This window comes from Bacillus sp. Au-Bac7, assembly GCF_021341655.1.
In the GTDB taxonomy this organism is placed as follows: Bacteria; Bacillota; Bacilli; order Bacillales; family Cytobacillaceae; genus Niallia.
Genome location: NZ_JAJTTG010000004.1, coordinates 207192 through 224113, shown reverse-complemented (window position 1 = coordinate 224113; position 16922 = coordinate 207192). Strand labels below are relative to the sequence as shown.

Genomic DNA, 16922 nt, shown 5'->3' with positions numbered 1-16922 from the left:
GCACTCCTTTTGATGCCTTTCATGACGGGAAGATAAATATTTTAGTTGCTTTCTTCTTTCCATAATGGCAATTTCAATAAAAACATTGTAGTAGAACCATTGGATTTTTGTAAAGATAAAAGCCCTCCAAGCGCTTTTGCCAAAAGCAGGCTGTATGGCAATCCTAATCCAAGTCCACGCTCTACGTCCTTCTTGTTTTTTCCCCTGTAGAAGCGCTCAAAAATAAAATGCTGCTCCTCAACAGGAATACCATATCCATTATCCTCGACCGTAATTAAGACGTTGTCATTGTCATATTTAAGGCTGACTGACAGTTCTGCATCAGCCTTGCCTTTAATGGCATGAAGGCTGTTATTAAGCAGATTGACCACGATTTGCTGCAAGCGGACACTGTCGATATTGGCGAACACTTGCTTTTCCATACTAGTATAGGTTACCTTCACATCTTTTAACGCATCTGCATGGACAATTTCCCACTGATAGATAATTTCTTTAACAGCTGCTTGAATATTTGTCTTCTCGAAATGGACTCTAATAGATCCTGCACTAAAGCTGTTAAAATCAAGGAGATCCTCCACCATGCTCTGCAGCCGTTTCGCTTCCTTTAAGCTCATCGCTAAAAACTCTTTTTTTCTGTCATCTGTAATAATATTATCATTCACAGCTTGAACGAGGGCGCTAATAGAAGTAATTGGTGTTTTCAGCTCATGCGTCACACCTGCGAGAAGCTGTGTCCGCAGTCCCTCTAATGTTTGCAGCCTCTTCGTCATTTCATTAAAAGATAATACGAGCTGATGCAGCTCCTTTTCCTGAACATCTTCGTTGAGTCGAATATCATAATTGCCATTCATTAAGTTTTGTGCCGCATTTGCGACTTCCTCCACAGGCTTTGCCAGCTTCTTTGACAAAGAGTAGATTACAAGCCACCCAAGGATGGCAAGACCTGTCAGAAGAAGACCAAGTAATTGATATTCCTCTGTATTAATGCGGAGCTGATCATGGGGCTGGATAATATACACGTTTCCCGCCAACTTATCGTCTTTCAAGATAGGGGCAATTATAACAGATGCCTTTCTGTTATCGCTTAAGGTGATTGTCTCCACAGTTAAATCTTCCACCATATCCAAATCTTCAATCGCAGATGCTTGATCCGTATTATTTGGAGCAGGCTCCTTCATTTCTGACTTAGGGCTGTTCGGCTCCATGTCCTGCATAGGAGAAAGGAGATTTACCTCACCTGATTCAGCCTTAATATAAATGCTCATTGGCTGATAGATGCTTTGCGAATCCTGCCTGTCCTGCATAAATGGAAACCTGACGTCCCAGATATTTTCCAAATCTTCATCGCCTGCTCTTCCTGCTATTTCTTGGGCAACGAACTTCGTCAATTCAAGCCTGTTCGCCAAGGCATTATGGCGGATCCAGAGAATGGAAACTACTCCGATGATGACAAGTCCGACTATTAATGTAAATAAATATCGTTTTGTCCAATAATATAGAAGGGGTGTTTTTTCTTTATTTTTTTTCTTGAATATAGAATTGATAGCCGAGTCCGCGTAATGTTTTAATTTCCCCATATCCTGCATCCCATCCATTCAATAATTTCCTAATTCTTTTAATCGCTAAATCCACCGCCCTGTCACTGCCATCATAATCACTGCCCCATACGTGGTCCAGCAGCTGATCTCTTGTGAAAGTCTGGTTTGGGTTGCCAGCCAAAAAGAGCAGTACAGACAAATCTCTCGGTGTAAACGGAACTTCAATTCCATTTAAAAACACTTGGTGTGATAGATTATTTATTTTCAAGTTTCCATAATAAGTGACATCTTCCTCTGCCTGATATTGCGGGGAGCGGCGCAAAACAGCATGCACCCTTGCTATTACCTCTTCCGCTACAAATGGCTTCGTTATATAATCGTCCGCTCCTGTGTCAAAGCCTTTCAGCTTTTGATCTGTATCGGAAAGTGCAGTAAGCATAATGACAGGACATGCACTTTTTTTGCGGATATGGCCAAGCACTTCCCAGCCATCCATATGGGGCATCATAACATCAAGAAGAACCAATGCCGGCACTGTTTCTTCTATTTTATCTAACGCCTCTTGTCCATTGTATGCATAGCTCACCGCAAAACCTTCCTTCTCAAGGTAAGCTCCAAGCACCATGCTTATTGCCAATTCATCTTCAACAATTAATATATGCTTCATCTCTAATTAGTCCTTTTGTTTTTTACTCATTATACAAGAATAAAGGGATAAAAAACTATCACCTATGAAAAGAGGGTCAGGCTTTTACTATACTAGCAAAAGCCTGACCCTAAATATTACTGATACCTCAAGGCCTCTAACGGGCTTAAGTTTGATGCTTTGTTAGCAGGGAAGATGCCGAATATTATCCCTATTAAGATAGAGAAGGTTACCGAACCTCCGACAATCCACCAAGTGATCTGCATTGTCATATCAAGCATGCTTGACAGCACCTCAGCACTTCCAAGTCCAATCAAGGCACCGAGTATTCCGCCAAATGCACTTAAAACAACCGCTTCAATTAAGAACTGTAACATGATATCTTTTTTCTTCGCTCCAATTGCTTTTCTTATCCCGATTTCCCTTGTTCTTTCTGTAACAGATACAAGCATAATGTTCATGATGCCAATTCCTCCGACAATTAAGGAAATACTTGCGATACCTGCAAGCAGATATGTCATTGTATTGCTGACAGAATCAAGGGCATCAGATACAGAAGATTGATTGCGGACAGAATAGGATGTTTCGTCACCGCCGAATTGGTTGTATAAATCCTGCTCCATTTTTGCCATTCCAATTTCAACAGTATCCTCAGATGTCATTTTAACTGTAGCTGATGTTACATATGTTTGCCCGATAAAGCGCTGTGCTGTTGTTAAAGGAATCAATACTTGATCATCAACAGAGCCTGACAGTTCTTCACCTTGCTCCTCTAGCACACCAATTACTTTAAAAGTTGTGCCATCTATTTTAATAGTCTGGTCAACAGCATTTGAAAAACCAAACAGTTCTGTAGCAACATTGGCGCCTAACACGACGACCTTATTACGGTTATCCAAATCAATATCCATAATGCTGCGCCCAGAGCGGACCGTAATGTCATTTACATCTTCGTAGGAATTGTTAATCCCTGTTACAGTAACACCTTCGCTTGATGTTGTACCGTTTTTCAATGTACTGCTAGTAGAAACCGTCGGTGCTACTGCTTCTACCTCCGACAAATCTTCAAAGGACATGAGTTCATCATATGTGACGACTTCCTCATCGCTTGAATTGCCAGACAGTGATACGGAAACAGTTGTGCTGCCAAGACTGGAAACCTCTTCTGAAACCGATTGGGAAGCACCCATTCCTAAAGAGGTCAAGGCAATTACAGCAGCAACTCCGATAATTATTCCAAGCATCGTCAGAACGGCTCTAAGCTTGTTCATGGTTATATTCTTAAATGATATTTTTATTGCTTGCCCTAATTTCAAGAAACTCCTACCTCCTTTTCCTCCCTGAGTCTTCCATCTTGAATACGGATGACTCTCTTAGCCTGCTTCGCTATTTCAAGATCATGGGTGATTAATATAATTGTATGTCCTTGCTTGTTCAAATCCTTGATTAGCTTCATCACTTCTACTCCTGTCTTACTGTCCAACGCCCCTGTAGGTTCGTCCGCAAGCAGGATCGGCGGGTTGCCGGCAAGAGCGCGGGCAATCGCCACACGCTGCTGCTGGCCACCTGACAATTCAGTCGGCCTATGGCCAGCACGTTCCAGCAATCCTACCTTTTTTAAAGCAGTCAAAGCAACTTCTTTTCGTTCCTTGCTGTTCATTCCTCTGTAAATTAACGGCAGTTCTACATTTTCAAATGCCGATTGCTTCGTCAACAGATTGAATGACTGAAAGATAAAGCCAATCTTATGATTTCTTACATCTGCTAACTGTTTGCTTTTTAATTGAAAGACATTTTGCCCATCAAGGAAGTATTCGCCAGAATCTGGTGTATCCAGACAGCCGATCATATTCATCAAGGTCGATTTGCCTGACCCTGATGGACCGATGATGGCAATAAAGTCGCCCTTATTAATAGAGAAGCTCACATTATCCAGTGCCTTGACCGTTTCTCCGCCAAGTGTATATTGCTTATTTAAGTTCTTAATTTCTACAATTCTATTTTCTTCAATCATTACTGGTTAGCACCTCCGCCGCCGAAGCCGCCTGATGGCATTTGCCCTCCGCTTGGCATTTGTCCGCCTGATGGCATTTGCCCTCCGCCTGGCATGCCCTGCTGGCTGCTGCTGTCACTGCTTGATTCAAATGTTGGCAGAACAACTGTAGTTCCTTCTTCTAATCCACTTGTAATTTCAGCAACATCTTCATTTTCCAAACCTACTTCTACAGTCTGCTTTGTTGTTGCTGTTGCTGTTGAACCTTCCTCAGTTGTTGAAGATCCAGACGGGATTAGAACATAATATTCATCATCTTCTTTTTGTACTGCTTCGACTGGAACTGTTACTACATCTGTTTTACTGTCCGTTGTGATAGTTGCTTCTGCTGTCATCCCAACTAATAATCCAGAAGGTTTTTTAACTTTTACTGTTACCTCGTATTTTGCCACACTAGAACCTTCAGATGAAGTTGCCTCTTTTGCAACATTCGTTACTTCACCTGTAAATTCTTTGTCTTCTAAAGCACTTACTGTAATCGTAGCTTCTTGTCCTTTCTCAACTTTAGAAATATCAAGCTCGTCCACATTTACAACCATTTCTAAATTATCATAGTCTGTTTCTGTCAATACTTCTGTTCCCATTGAAACACTGTCGCCTTCTTCTACATTAAGCGCCGTAATTTCACCAGAGAAAGAAGCTGTAATCGGGTCAAGCGTATCATCTTCAAATGTAACAAGTTCATCTCCTTCTTCGACTTCATCTCCAACTGCTACATTCACCTCATCGACTGTTGCATTGCCGACAGAGGTTACTGCCTCTGTATTAATAGCTGCTATGCTGCCAGTTCCGCTCACATTAATTTCTACATCTCCAACTTCTGCAGCAGCGGTTTGTGTCGTTGCCTGTGCAGCTACTTGCTGCGTATCATTTTTTGTGAAATAAAAGTAGGAACCAAAACCTCCACCAATTACTACAACAATAACTCCGCTAACGATCCATTTCTTTATGCTTTTCTTCATCCTTCTTCTCATCCTCTTTCTTGTTATATTTTATATGCTTAACTTGCATTTTTTCTTAGTTCCAATAGGCTTGTGCCTCTTACAAGTAATAGAATATAAAAGAAATGTGTCAGGAATAAGTCGAGGGAAATATTTTTTAAAAGTTTCCCAAAAAATTTTTAGGAACGGCTTTTTACACACAAAAAAAGCAGAGAAACTTAGTTCTCTGCTTTATCTATTATTTCTTTGATAGTAATGGTGCTGTTACATCTCTCATTCCTACTAGTCCTAATATCGTCAAAAAGATATTTTGCGGTCCGATATGGGCATCTGTTGGATCGAAATACTCCTCTAAAGTGTGAAAACCGCCGCTGTTACTGCCACCGCCACCTAATGTCACAGCAGGAATGCCAAGGCTGATCGGTACATTGGAATCTGTGCTGAAGGCTTGTGACAGCACAGGGTTCAAGCCGAGAGAAGCTGCTGCTGCAATCGTTGTCTGCACAATTTCTCCTTCTGGGCTTTGTGCGCCTGCCGGTCTGTCACCTACCTGCTTAATTGTCACTTCAATCGCTGTCTTTTCACTGTTCCAGCGATTGTTCTCCTCTTCTGCCGAGTTGTGGAGAATATCCATGACCTGCTCTTCGAGACGAATAAGCTCTTCTGCAGAATTAGAACGCATATCAAGCATCATGCTGGCTTCTTCGGCAATTGTATTTACTGAAGTGCCGCCTGTTATAGTACCGACATTAAAGGTTGTTTTCGGTTCGTCAGGCGTTTTTATATCACCGATCTTACTGATTGCTCTGCCGAGTGCATGAATCGGGCTTGGGATACCAAAGTCGCCAAAGCTGTGGCCTCCTGATCCTTTATAAGTAATGTGGAAACGATGGCTTCCTGTCCCGAGATAGGTAATGCGCTCCGGATGTCCAGGCTCGATGGAAATAAAGCCGTCTATATCCGTCCTGTCCGCAAACAAGCCCTTTACTCCTCTCAAGTCGCCGAGTCCTTCCTCTCCCACTGTTGCTCCAAAAATAATATCGCCTTCTGTCTGAATGTTTGTCTCATTAAATGCTCGCACCAGTGTTAGTACAGCTGCAAGCCCGCGGCCATCATCAGAAATTCCCGGAGCAAACACCTTGCCATTCTCTCTTCTGACAACTATATCTGTCCCATTCGGAAAAACAGTATCCAAGTGAGCACATACGAAAATTCTTGGACCTTTACCAGTGCCAGGGCGAATTCCAAACACATTGCCGTGTCTGTCTTCCTGAATATCGTCAAGACCAAGAAGCTCCAGCTTCGCCTTATAAACTCTGCCTCTTTCCGCTTCCATAAAAGAAGGCGCCGGTATTTTTGTGAGCTCAATCTGCTCCTCCAGCGTTGCATCTGCATCCTTTAGCAAATACTCCAGCCCTTTTTGCACAAGGGAATGTTCCAGCAATTGATCAAATACACCTTTCGTTTTCACAGCAGCAACTTGTTCTCTCAAAAATTACCCCTTCTTTCATTTATTTCGTTTTACAAAATAGAATATTTTTATTATATTCTAAATTTTCTATAAATACTATCTTTCTTTTATAAAAACAAAAAAACCAGACCGCTATAAACGCGTCTGGTTATCTCATTTATTTCTCTACTAGTATTCTCCACTCATTGCCTGTTCCTAAATTATATCTGTTTGCCATCGACTTCTGGTTAATAGCGAGACTGAAATAATGAAGAGAATTCAAGTAGGCAATAGGTTCGCCAATAGCAGCGTCAGCAAAAGAATGACCAAAAAGAACTTTATCCTTGAAGATTTCTTCCTTATTATAATTGATTGTGACAGTTAATGTATCTCCATATTTTACTCCGCTTTGTTTTACCATAGACGCCGGGATATTCGTCCATATATTTCCGAACCGATTATCATGTATTTCAATAATGCCATTAAGCTCATTATTAGCCAGTACCGCTTTTACAACAGGCAATGTTACAACTGCTTCCTTTTCTGTGGAGTGTCCGATATCTTGGTAGCTTATTTGTCCTGAAGCAAGTCTCGCACCTGTATAGGCATAAATATCTCTGCCATGAAAAGTGTATGACTCACCGCTGTTTGGAAGGCGATTCTTTGTTTCATCAAGCACGCGAACTTCTTCTATTGCATGAAGCATATGTGTAATCGTGCCATTGTCAGGCGTGATTATGTAATGGCCTTCTAAAGTTTTTACAACGATACTCTTTCTGTCTGATCCAACACCTGGATCTACTACAGAAACAAATACAGTTCCTTTCGGCCAGTAAGACACAGTTTGTAGAAGGCGATAAGAAGCCTCCCATATATTAAAAGGCGGAATATCATGCGTCAGGTCAAAAATGCGCAAATCAGGTTGAACGGAATTGGCCACTCCATACATAGCTGAAACGGCTCCGTCACTTAAACCAAAGTCAGATTGCAATACTAATGCTTTCACTAAATCACCATTCCTCTCAAAGCTGCATTTTACAATTGGCTAATATTTATTATATGTGTGAAGAGAAAACATATTATGCACACCACAGTGCGTAGGGCTATTAATTATATTAGGATAAAATTATATTGACTCACATACCCTTTTAATGTAGGATTATTGTTTGGTTTTATAATATTTTCATATCGTGGTTCGTAACCATCCCACGTAAAAAAACTAAGGGAGAGAAAAAAATGAATACAAAAACACTTGCAGTAAACGGTGTGATTGCAGCATTGTACATTTCTGTCACTGTTGCAATTGCTCCATTCGGCTTTACGAATGTCCAGTTTCGCTTATCCGAAATGTTTAATCATCTTGTTGTCTTCAATAAGAAATACATTTACGGAATAGTTGCTGGAGTATTTCTAGCTAATTTATTCTTTTCGCCAATGGTTCCTTATGACCTTATATTTGGTGTTGGCCAGTCTATTATCAGTTTGCTTATTACCATAGTAGTTGGTCGCTATGTAAAAAACATTGTTAAGCGTATGATTATTAATACTATCGTGTTTACCTTCACGATGTTTATTATTGCCTTTGAATTGCATTTAGCATTGGACTTTCCATTCTGGGCAACATGGCTTACAACAGCAGTCGGCGAATTTGTCGTCCTTGCAGTCGGGATTCCGATCATCTACGTTATCAATAAGCGAGTTGATTTTGCTTCCTTGATAAATGGAACGAAAAGAACTTATTCTCCATCAAGAGATTAAAATATAACAAAATCACCTTAAAGATTTTAGGGTGATTTTTTTTATATGTTCTTGTGTAAAACCAGCTGGTGGCCGGCACTTCCGGCAGCACGCAGTCCTCTGTCTGCAAAGCCTGCCTTCTCATAAACATGCTGTGCAGCCTCATTGTCCTCGTTAACGGCAAGAATCAGTTCATCTGCAGAAGGAAACGAGCCCTTTATGAACTCAGGAAGTTGCTTTAGCATGCTTCCAGCAAATCCTCTACCTTGGTAACTTGCTTCAATCGAATAGGCGCGCAGCAATATGGCGTTCTTATTGCTGTGGTATTCCATCACACCTTTCCCTTTATGCAGAACGAAAAAACCTGCAAGCTGCAAATCCCATAGCAGCAGAAACGGATATCTATCTTTATCTGTGTCACATTGTTCCATTGCAGCAAGAGGCATGGCCGTCCACTGCTCCTGCCCCTTTTTCAAGCGGTAATTTTTTAAAAGTCTCCGATTCGCATCAGTGCATGGAACGATCTTAAGCTTTGCTTCCATCTTTACCACTCCTGCCTGCTATTTATCGAGCTGAATGACCGTTTTTAATTCGTGTTCCGCCTGCTGTCTTGTTTGGCTGCCGTCTACCTGGATGGCGATTGTTTCTTCAATTGCAGACAAAAGCTTTTGCTGAGTTTCTTTCAGTTCAGCAATCTCTAGGATTTGCCCCTGACTGCCGCTTGCATTCATACGGATCATTTCTGTGTTTTTTTCAATAATATTACCTGTGGTGTTGCGGAGACTGCTTTCTGTTTCCATTGCATGCTTTTGCCTCAATAATGTTAATGCAATGGACAGTTGATTTCTCCACAGGGGAATTGCTGTCATAATGGAAGACTGGATTTTCTCCACAACGGTCTGGTTTGTTTGCTGAATCAGTCTGATTTGAGGTGCTGTCTGGATGGTAATTTGTCTGCTGATTTTTAAATCGTAGATGCGTTTCTCCAATCTTTCAGCAAAGTCCTCCATATCCTCTGCCTCCTGCATTTTCATTTCGTCCTGAAGCTCTAATGCAAGCTTTCTCTTGTCTGGGATTATTTGCTCCTTTACCTCTGCAAGCTTTGTTTCTGCAGCTGCAATCAGTATATTTAGATCATGGAAATACTTTTTGTTGCTTTCATAAAGCTGCTCCAGCAAATGAATATCTGAGATAAGCAAATTTTTGCTTCTTGTAAGCCTTACGCTAATCCTGTCAATCTGAGCACTTGTTTTTTGATATTGAGACAGTATCTCCTGCACAGAAGACTTTGCTCTGCCGAAAAGACGAGAAAACAGCCCCTTCTTTTTAACCGATAATTCATCAGGATTGATGTCATCAAGCCGCACCATTAAATCCTTCATAATACTGCTTACTTCTCCTACATCCTTTCTTTGGACATGGTCAATCATCGTCTGTGAAAAAGTAAGGAGCCGTTTTTGCGCATCATGTCCGAAATTTATCAGGGCATGATGACTGGACCAATCGAGGCTATCGGCAAGCGCTTTCGCTTCAAGCTGCTCTTGTTCAGATAAAACAGGAAAAAGGCGATGTGAATTCGCCTTTTCTGCAGGACTATTCTGCAAGCTCTCGTTTAATTGAATTTCATCCCTTTCGGTCATTTTAACCTCCTGCTTTCATCAATTGGCTTATTATCTAATTTTTTGCTGTCCAAAGTATGACGAACTACATCCATCTCGAAATGCAAGTCATCGATGTCATCTGCAAGAATCTCATGAAGATCCTCCTCCAGTGTGAATGACAGCTTCTCTAAAGTAATTCTCGTTTCAGTCAGCGTTTCCTGCAAATCATAATTTTTCTTTGGCTGGGCAGAAAGCAAAGCGTATTTTTCCGCTATTTCTACAGCAGAATCCAAATGGGAATAATAGAACTTTTCCGCCTTGTAGAATCTTTTCGGCTCCTGTTTTGTCAAACGGTAGATTTTTTTCGTCACCCTGATAAAATCAATTCTCTTCTTTATAGACGGCAAATGGCGGATTTGTAACATCGCCCGATTAAGCCTCGATATCTTGCTGTTTGCTTCTTTAAGCTGTTTTTGAATAAACTTATACTCTTTTCTTGTCAAAGCATGCTTCTTTAAAAATCTGTGGGAGCTGATTCCATCGGCTAGGAAATAAGCAGCAGTCCCGAGTCCCACCGCATATATGACTGATAGGAAGAAACCTTGATTGAATGCAAACATGCTAACAAACCAAGTCAATATCCCTGTTGGCAGCGCAACACCCGTTCGGATGAGAAAAAGCAAAAATGAGTTCAATTTGATCGACTCCTGACTTTACGTCTTTTATTTTTATACGAACTATGTGAAAAAAAGGTTTCAATTATATTACTCTTATGCTTATACAATAACGGATAAGCAATATTTTTTCCATAGACTTAAAAAGGAATCGCATCTAAGACTTAAGACGTAATTATCATAAAACAGCTCCTTTCCTTATGCATATACGAACTCTCTCAAAAACATGCAAAAAACCCCTCTAAAGAAATATCTTTAGAGGGACTAGCAACTATTTACATATCAGTACTTGTGTGAAGGCTGCATGTTAGGCAGCTTCTGATTAGATTTTCTTTCCGCTTTACCTTGGTATGGCGGTTTGATTGTGAATGCAATTACCAAGGAGATAATGCAGAGAATCGTCAAGATAATGAAGGTTGGAATAAATCCTCCTAAAAGTGCTGCAATAAAGGAACCGGCCAATGCACCGATGCCAAAACCTTGATAGATTACACCGTAGTTTTTGCTTTGATTCTTTAATCCGAAGAAGTCTGCTACAATCGTAGGGAATACAGTAATGTTTCCACCAAAGCAGAAGGCAATAACCGCAACACAAGCAAAGAATATCGGGAAGTTTAATGGAACAAAGCTCAATGTTGCTACAGCAATTGCCGTTGCGAATAATGCACCTGAAACAACTTTCAATCTTCCGACTTTATCTGACAGCGCTCCTAAAACTATACGGCCTGTCGTATTAAAGATTGCAACTAATGCTACTGCATTTGCAGCTGTTGCTGCATCGAGACCTGCAAGACTAACACCGATATCCTTAACAATACCAATCAAGTATAGTCCGCTCATGCATGCTGTAAAGAAAATGACGAACAGCAGGTATGCCTGTTTTGTCTTCAGCATTTCCTTCACTGTATAATCCTTTGTAGCAACATTTCCTGCTGCTGCACTTGAAGTAACCTTTGCTTCTCTCACTAGGAAAGAGCCGCCGACTACCATAATCAGAACGATGATACCCCAAAATAAGAAGGCTGACGTTACACCGTATGCACTTATAAAATGTCCATTAATATACTTAAACACAAGACTTCCAGTTCCGTATGCTCCTACTGAAATACCTGAAATAAGACCTTTTTTCTCTGGGAACCACTTAATTAAATTCGATAATGTTGTAATATACGCTGTACCATCGGCAAAGCCGACAACCACTCCTGCAAGCACATAAAGCATTCCGAGTGATGAAGCTTGAGAGCTAAGAATCAACCCTACGCCGAGCAATATACCTGATGCAGCGATTAGGCGGCGAATTCCCCATTTATCCTGCAGGCGCCCTGCAAACAATGTCGCAAATGCCAATGCGAAGCTAGTAATAGAAAAGGTGATAGCAACAGAGCTTAATTTCCAGCCAAATGCATCAACAAGCGGCTGATTGAACAAGCTCCACGTATATATTGTACCAAGACCCATTTGAACAATGATTGTACCGATGACAATTAACAGCCGGTTTTCTGTGCGGTTTTTCATCTGAAATCTCCTCTTTTCCTCGTTTCGGTTCTTCCTATATAAAACTCTTAACTTAAGATTTAAGCGTTTTCTTTATAGAAGGATTATACCTCCGAAACTATTCATAAAATCGTTTTCAGAATGAATTGCAAAGATTTCGGAATGAATTGCATTTATAGCTGCATAATTTGTCGGAATTCCTTTACCTTGCTTCTGCTTACAGGCACCTCTCCTTTAATGTCTTTTAATCTTAAAATATACGTATGATTAAACCAAGGGACAATCTCATGGATCTTTGTAAGATTGACTGTATAAGAGCGATGGCATTTAAAGAACGAATCTTCAGGAAGCTTTGCATGAAATTCTGAAATACTCATCGGCATCATATATTCATCTGTTTTCGTATAGACAATCGTCACCTTCTCACTTGCAGAAGCATAGTAAATATCGTTCACATCTGTTACAATAATATTTTCATTTTTACGGAGATTGATTCTCCTGCTGGCTCCTTGATCTGCAGCAGGCTCCTTTTCTCCCTTGTCTTCCTCTTTGCCATAGTCCTTCTCAAAAGCTGTCTCCAGCTTTCTCAGCATTGCGGCAATTCTTTTTTCATCATAAGGTTTTAAAATATAATCGAACGCTTCAAGCTCAAAAGCTTGCGCTGCATGCTCCTTATAGGCTGTCGTAAAAATAATATACGGCTTTTTTGCAAACAAACTGATATTGCCGGCAAGGAGCATGCCATCAAGTGATGGGATATTGATATCAAGAAATATCGCGTCTACTTCCTCCTCCTGTAAAAACTTAAGGACATCAAGCCCATCCTCAAAAGCACCAACAATTTCAATACCACTATGTGTTTCGATTAAATATTCCAGCTCTTCTTTTGCTGGAATTTCATCCTCTACAATTATTGCTCTCATTGTTTCTCCTTTGTTATGTCAAAATATACTTTTGTACCAGGATTCAATCTTTCAATCACAAGTCCTTTTCCATAAATCAGCTTCACTCTTTCATGCACATTGGAAAGACCTATTTGTTTGGATGACATTTCGCCGCGGTACAGCTTATCAATGATTTCCTGTTTAATTCCTTCACCTGTATCCTCCACACTGACCCTGATAGTTTCCTCTTTGTCCTCAACTGAAATAGTGATAAGGCCAGGTGCTTTTCTTTTCAATATTCCATGGACAACGGCATTCTCAACCAATGGCTGGATAAGAAGGCTCGGCACTTTAATGTGAACATCATCTATATGGTATTCAACTTGCAGCTTGCTGCCAAACCGAGCCTTTTCAATATCGATATAATCCTGGACTTGCTGTAAAGCAAGATGAATGTCAATTAATTCATCTCCTACCTCTAAGTTATATCTCATATATCCAGATAAACTGATTATCAATTCCCGAGCTTTTTCGGGATTTCGTCTTGTAGTTGAAGCAATTGCATTTAACGCATTGAACAAAAAATGTGGATTGATTTTTGTCTGTAATGCCTTCAATTCAGCTTTATTGGCTGCTTCCTTTATTTGTTCGACTCTGGAAACCTCCATTAATGTAGAAATTATTTGGGCAAGCCCAATCGCCATCGTTTGAAGTGTATGAGTGATAGTATATGCTTTGCGGTAGTAAATCTTTAATGTACCAGTTACCACTCCTCTTTCTTCAAGAGGGATGATTAGCAAACAATGAATTTGCGGTGTATGATGGTCTGCAATATTATTGCGGATTGTTATCTTGCCGCTGCTTATCGTTTCCTTCGTTAAGCCACTGATAATTTCATGTCCGTTTTTATATTTTTCTTCACCAAAGCCGACATATGCAAGAACATCCATCGTATCGGTGATAGCCACAGCATCTGCTTTAATCTCCTTCTGGATAATCTTGCAGATCTTATGAAGCGATTCACTGTTGATAGACCGAAAATACGGCAAGGTTTTGTTAGCAATACCTAATGCCAGCTGTGCCTGCTTTGCAGCAATTCTCTCTTTCTCTCCTTCAACACTCGCAATCATCAAGACGATAAAGCCAATGCTGACTTGTCCTAATATCATCGGCAGAGCGATTTTAGCAACAATATCCACACCTAGAGAGAACGGCTCTGCCATCACAAGAATAAGCACCATTGTCAGCATTTCGCAAATCATACCAGCAATGATTCCGTATACCCATCTCTTTTGTTTCTTTACACGGAAATAAATAATGCCCGCAACAATCCCTGCCAAAATGCTTGTTATTAAACAAGGCACAGAGGTGACCCCGCCTATATCAATTAAATAACGATGAACACCTGACACAATTCCAGTGATGATTCCGACCCACGGTCCAAATAAAATCCCGCCGGACATAACTGCAATAATGCGGATATTAACAATCGAACCTTCTACCTCGATTCCCGAATACGTGCCAAACAAAGCGAAGGCGCAAAATATGATCGTAATCAGCGTCAATTCTGTTGGAGAATGATTTTCCTTCTGCAATGTTTCCTTAAATTTCGGCACTCTTGATAAAAAAAACAGCGTAATAAGCAGTAATGCTGCCCTCTCAATTAATTGAATGAGCATTTGAATTTCCATTGACGCATACATCTGTAATCCTCCTCTTGATGCCATTATGTTATGTATGTATTTTCTTCTATTATATATTAGCAATAAACAAGGTTAGCTTCATCTGTTTCCAGATAAAAGAAAAAAACCTGCCAAATCATTAGCAGGTTTTCCTCATTAACGCTTATTGCTTTTTGGATCAAGTGCGTCGCGAAGACCGTCTCCAATAAAGTTGATGCAAAGTACCGTGACAAATATACAAAGTCCTGGCGGTATCCATGCTTCAGGGCTGTTCCGTAAAATACGGATGCTTTGTGCTTCAGAAATCATATTCCCCCATGTTGGTGTTGGCTGCGGTATTCCAAAACCGATGAAGCTCATGGCAGATTCAATGATAATATAAGTTGCCATCATCAATGTAGCGTTAACTACAATCGGCCCAATAGCATTCGGAATAAAATGCTTAAAAATAATGCGGAAATCGCTTGCGCCGATTGCCTTTGCTCCTTGAACAAATTCCTGCTCCCTCAAGGACAAATACGTTCCCCTGATTATCCTCGTTAAATTCGGCCACGAGGTTATCGCAATGATTGCAACGAAGCTGCCGATTGACACCTTTGGCATAATAGAAACTACTGTTAAAGCAATAACAATAAATGGAAGCATCATGATGATATCAGCGATACGCATGATGATCGCATCAACAATTCCGCCATAGTAGCCGGCAATGGAGCCTAACAGCACACCAATTACTAACGTACAAACCATCGCAGAGAATCCTACGATAAGAGAAATTCGTCCTCCATATAATAGACGAGCAAGATTATCCCTTCCTGAGCCATCATTGCCGAGCGGGTGATCAGCGCTTGGTCCCCGTTCAACCAACAGCAAATTTGACTTAGTTGGACTTTGGTCTGTAATCAGCGGTGCGAAAATGACGGCAAGGATAATAATCGTTAAAACAATAACACCAAGCACTGCTAATTTATTCTTTAAAAATCTGCCGAGTGCAATCTGGCCAGGAGTTTTACTTTTTTTATTTTCTACCTTTAAAGGTAAGTTTGGTTCTGTTTCGATCGTTTGTTGTTTCAGTTCCATTGTTCATTCACCTCACTCGTATCGAATTCTCGGGTCAACAAGACTGTAGCCGATATCTGCCAGCAGATTTCCCAGCAATGTAAAGAAGCCGATCATTAAAGCAATGACCATGATGACAGGATAATCCTTGCTGGAAATAGAGTTAATGAACAATGTCCCAAGACCAGGATATTGATATACACCCTCTGTAATGATGGCTCCCCCTAAAATGGCGCCAATCTCAAATCCAAGCAATGTCACAATCGGAATCAAGGCATTTCTTAATGTATGCTTGTACAATACTGTATTTTCTGTCATTCCTTTTGCTCTGGCTGTACGGATATAATCTCCTGACAGCACATCGAGCACCTCTGAGCGCATATAGCGAGTATATGTAGCCATTCCACCTAAACCTAATGTTAATCCAGGCAGGATTAAATGATGGATTTTATCCCAGAAAAGCTCTGCTCCTTGCAGATTCGGACTCGAGACCGTTCCTTGTGACGGGAACCAGCCGAGCTGGATGGCGAAGAAATAAATTGCCACCAAACCGAAGAAGAAACTCGGAATAGCAAGCCCGAAAAAGCTGAAGGTTGTTACTGTGTAGTCAAGTATAGAATATGGTTTTCTTGCTGAGTAAATCCCGATCGGAATGGAAAATAAAATCGTAATAAATAAAGAAAAGGTTCCTAGCGTGAGTGTATTGCTAACTCGTGATTCAAGCAAGTCAGTTACTTCACGTCCCTTATACACAATTGATTCCCCAAAGTCCCCCTGAAGCATATTTCCTAACCAGCGGAAATATTGCACATAAATTGGGTCATTCAACCCTAAAGCTTCTTTTTGCTGTTCATATACTTCTGGGTCTACATTCGGATCAAGCTTTCCAGTAAAGGGATCGCCAGGAGCCGCCTGCATTAAGCCAAACACGATGACAGTCAAAGCGAATAGCATTGGAATGAACACTAATACGCGACGAATAATATACTTATACATTGCTCCCCCTCCATTTCTTATGATGTAAATATAAAGCTGCTAAAGTTGCAGCCGGATTGAACCATTATTTGGTTCATTTCGTACAGACCGCAGCACCACACGAAATGAACCAAAATAACAAGAATTTAAAAGGGGCTTTCTTTAAGGAACAGGCCCCGCATATAAGTAAA

The 16922-nt window shown here is 40.7% G+C and carries 16 protein-coding genes and 1 riboswitch; of the genes, 1 reads left to right on the top strand and 15 read right to left on the bottom strand.

Going from position 1 to position 16922, the window contains the following annotated elements:
- Positions 1-41: 41 nt before the first annotated feature.
- The 7 genes from LXM54_RS16710 to LXM54_RS16680 form a co-directional block, all read right to left on the bottom strand.
- The gene (locus tag LXM54_RS16710; protein WP_233316368.1) at positions 42-1577 is read right to left on the bottom strand and encodes a sensor histidine kinase; all 1536 of its coding nucleotides are present in this window, start codon (positions 1575-1577) and stop codon (positions 42-44) included.
- Complete coding sequence (locus LXM54_RS16705; RefSeq protein ID WP_233316367.1) at positions 1516-2205, bottom strand: response regulator transcription factor; 690 nt, start codon at positions 2203-2205, stop codon at positions 1516-1518. The genes LXM54_RS16710 and LXM54_RS16705 overlap by 62 nt, the downstream gene beginning before the upstream one ends.
- 116 nt (positions 2206-2321) lie before the next feature.
- Positions 2322-3500 carry an ABC transporter permease gene (locus tag LXM54_RS16700; protein ID WP_233316366.1) on the bottom strand — a complete coding sequence of 393 codons (1179 nt, stop codon included), beginning with the start codon at positions 3498-3500 and terminating at the stop codon, positions 2322-2324.
- Positions 3497-4198, bottom strand: coding sequence for an ABC transporter ATP-binding protein (locus tag LXM54_RS16695; protein ID WP_245399834.1), 702 nt, complete (start codon positions 4196-4198; stop codon positions 3497-3499). Before LXM54_RS16695 ends, LXM54_RS16700 begins: the two co-directional genes overlap by 4 nt.
- Positions 4198-5199 carry an efflux RND transporter periplasmic adaptor subunit gene (locus LXM54_RS16690; RefSeq protein WP_233316365.1) on the bottom strand — a complete coding sequence of 334 codons (1002 nt, stop codon included), beginning with the start codon at positions 5197-5199 and terminating at the stop codon, positions 4198-4200. The genes LXM54_RS16695 and LXM54_RS16690 overlap by 1 nt, the downstream gene beginning before the upstream one ends.
- A gap of 217 nt (positions 5200-5416) precedes the next feature.
- Positions 5417-6670 carry a M20/M25/M40 family metallo-hydrolase gene (locus tag LXM54_RS16685; RefSeq protein ID WP_233316364.1) on the bottom strand — a complete coding sequence of 418 codons (1254 nt, stop codon included), beginning with the start codon at positions 6668-6670 and terminating at the stop codon, positions 5417-5419.
- Between the two features lie 136 nt (positions 6671-6806).
- Positions 6807-7634 carry an SAM hydrolase/SAM-dependent halogenase family protein gene (locus LXM54_RS16680; RefSeq protein ID WP_311315912.1) on the bottom strand — a complete coding sequence of 276 codons (828 nt, stop codon included), beginning with the start codon at positions 7632-7634 and terminating at the stop codon, positions 6807-6809.
- Positions 7635-7812: 178 nt separating this feature from the next.
- Positions 7813-7857: riboswitch (PreQ1 riboswitch) on the top strand.
- A 7-nt stretch (positions 7858-7864) separates the two neighbouring features.
- Between LXM54_RS16680 and LXM54_RS16675 the strand changes: the two genes are divergently transcribed.
- Positions 7865-8386 (top strand): QueT transporter family protein, encoded by a 522-nt coding sequence (locus LXM54_RS16675; protein WP_233316363.1) that lies wholly within the window; start codon positions 7865-7867, stop codon positions 8384-8386.
- 41 nt (positions 8387-8427) lie between these two features.
- On the opposite strand, the gene LXM54_RS16670 is transcribed toward LXM54_RS16675, so the two are convergent.
- From LXM54_RS16670 to LXM54_RS16635, 8 genes are all read right to left on the bottom strand, one after another.
- Complete coding sequence (locus LXM54_RS16670; RefSeq protein WP_233316362.1) at positions 8428-8907, bottom strand: GNAT family N-acetyltransferase; 480 nt, start codon at positions 8905-8907, stop codon at positions 8428-8430.
- An 18-nt stretch (positions 8908-8925) separates the two neighbouring features.
- A complete protein-coding gene (locus LXM54_RS16665) occupies positions 8926-10005 on the bottom strand; it encodes a toxic anion resistance protein (RefSeq protein WP_233316361.1) in 1080 nt (359 codons plus the stop codon).
- Positions 10002-10661, bottom strand: a complete 660-nt coding sequence (locus LXM54_RS16660; protein WP_233316360.1) for a 5-bromo-4-chloroindolyl phosphate hydrolysis family protein — start codon at positions 10659-10661, stop codon at positions 10002-10004. The genes LXM54_RS16665 and LXM54_RS16660 overlap by 4 nt, the downstream gene beginning before the upstream one ends.
- A gap of 261 nt (positions 10662-10922) precedes the next feature.
- Entirely contained in the window at positions 10923-12155 is a 1233-nt protein-coding gene (locus LXM54_RS16655; protein WP_233316359.1) for an L-lactate MFS transporter, read from the bottom strand.
- 152 nt (positions 12156-12307) lie between these two features.
- On the bottom strand, positions 12308-13057 hold the full coding sequence (locus LXM54_RS16650; RefSeq protein ID WP_233316358.1) for a LytR/AlgR family response regulator transcription factor: 750 nt from the start codon (positions 13055-13057) through the stop codon (positions 12308-12310).
- Positions 13054-14721 carry a sensor histidine kinase gene (locus LXM54_RS16645; RefSeq protein WP_233316357.1) on the bottom strand — a complete coding sequence of 556 codons (1668 nt, stop codon included), beginning with the start codon at positions 14719-14721 and terminating at the stop codon, positions 13054-13056. Before LXM54_RS16645 ends, LXM54_RS16650 begins: the two co-directional genes overlap by 4 nt.
- Before the next feature lie 135 nt (positions 14722-14856).
- Complete coding sequence (gene opp4C, locus LXM54_RS16640; RefSeq protein ID WP_233316356.1) at positions 14857-15777, bottom strand: oligopeptide ABC transporter permease; 921 nt, start codon at positions 15775-15777, stop codon at positions 14857-14859.
- Between the two features lie 12 nt (positions 15778-15789).
- On the bottom strand, positions 15790-16752 hold the full coding sequence (locus tag LXM54_RS16635; protein WP_233316355.1) for an ABC transporter permease: 963 nt from the start codon (positions 16750-16752) through the stop codon (positions 15790-15792).
- Positions 16753-16922 lie beyond the last annotated feature (170 nt).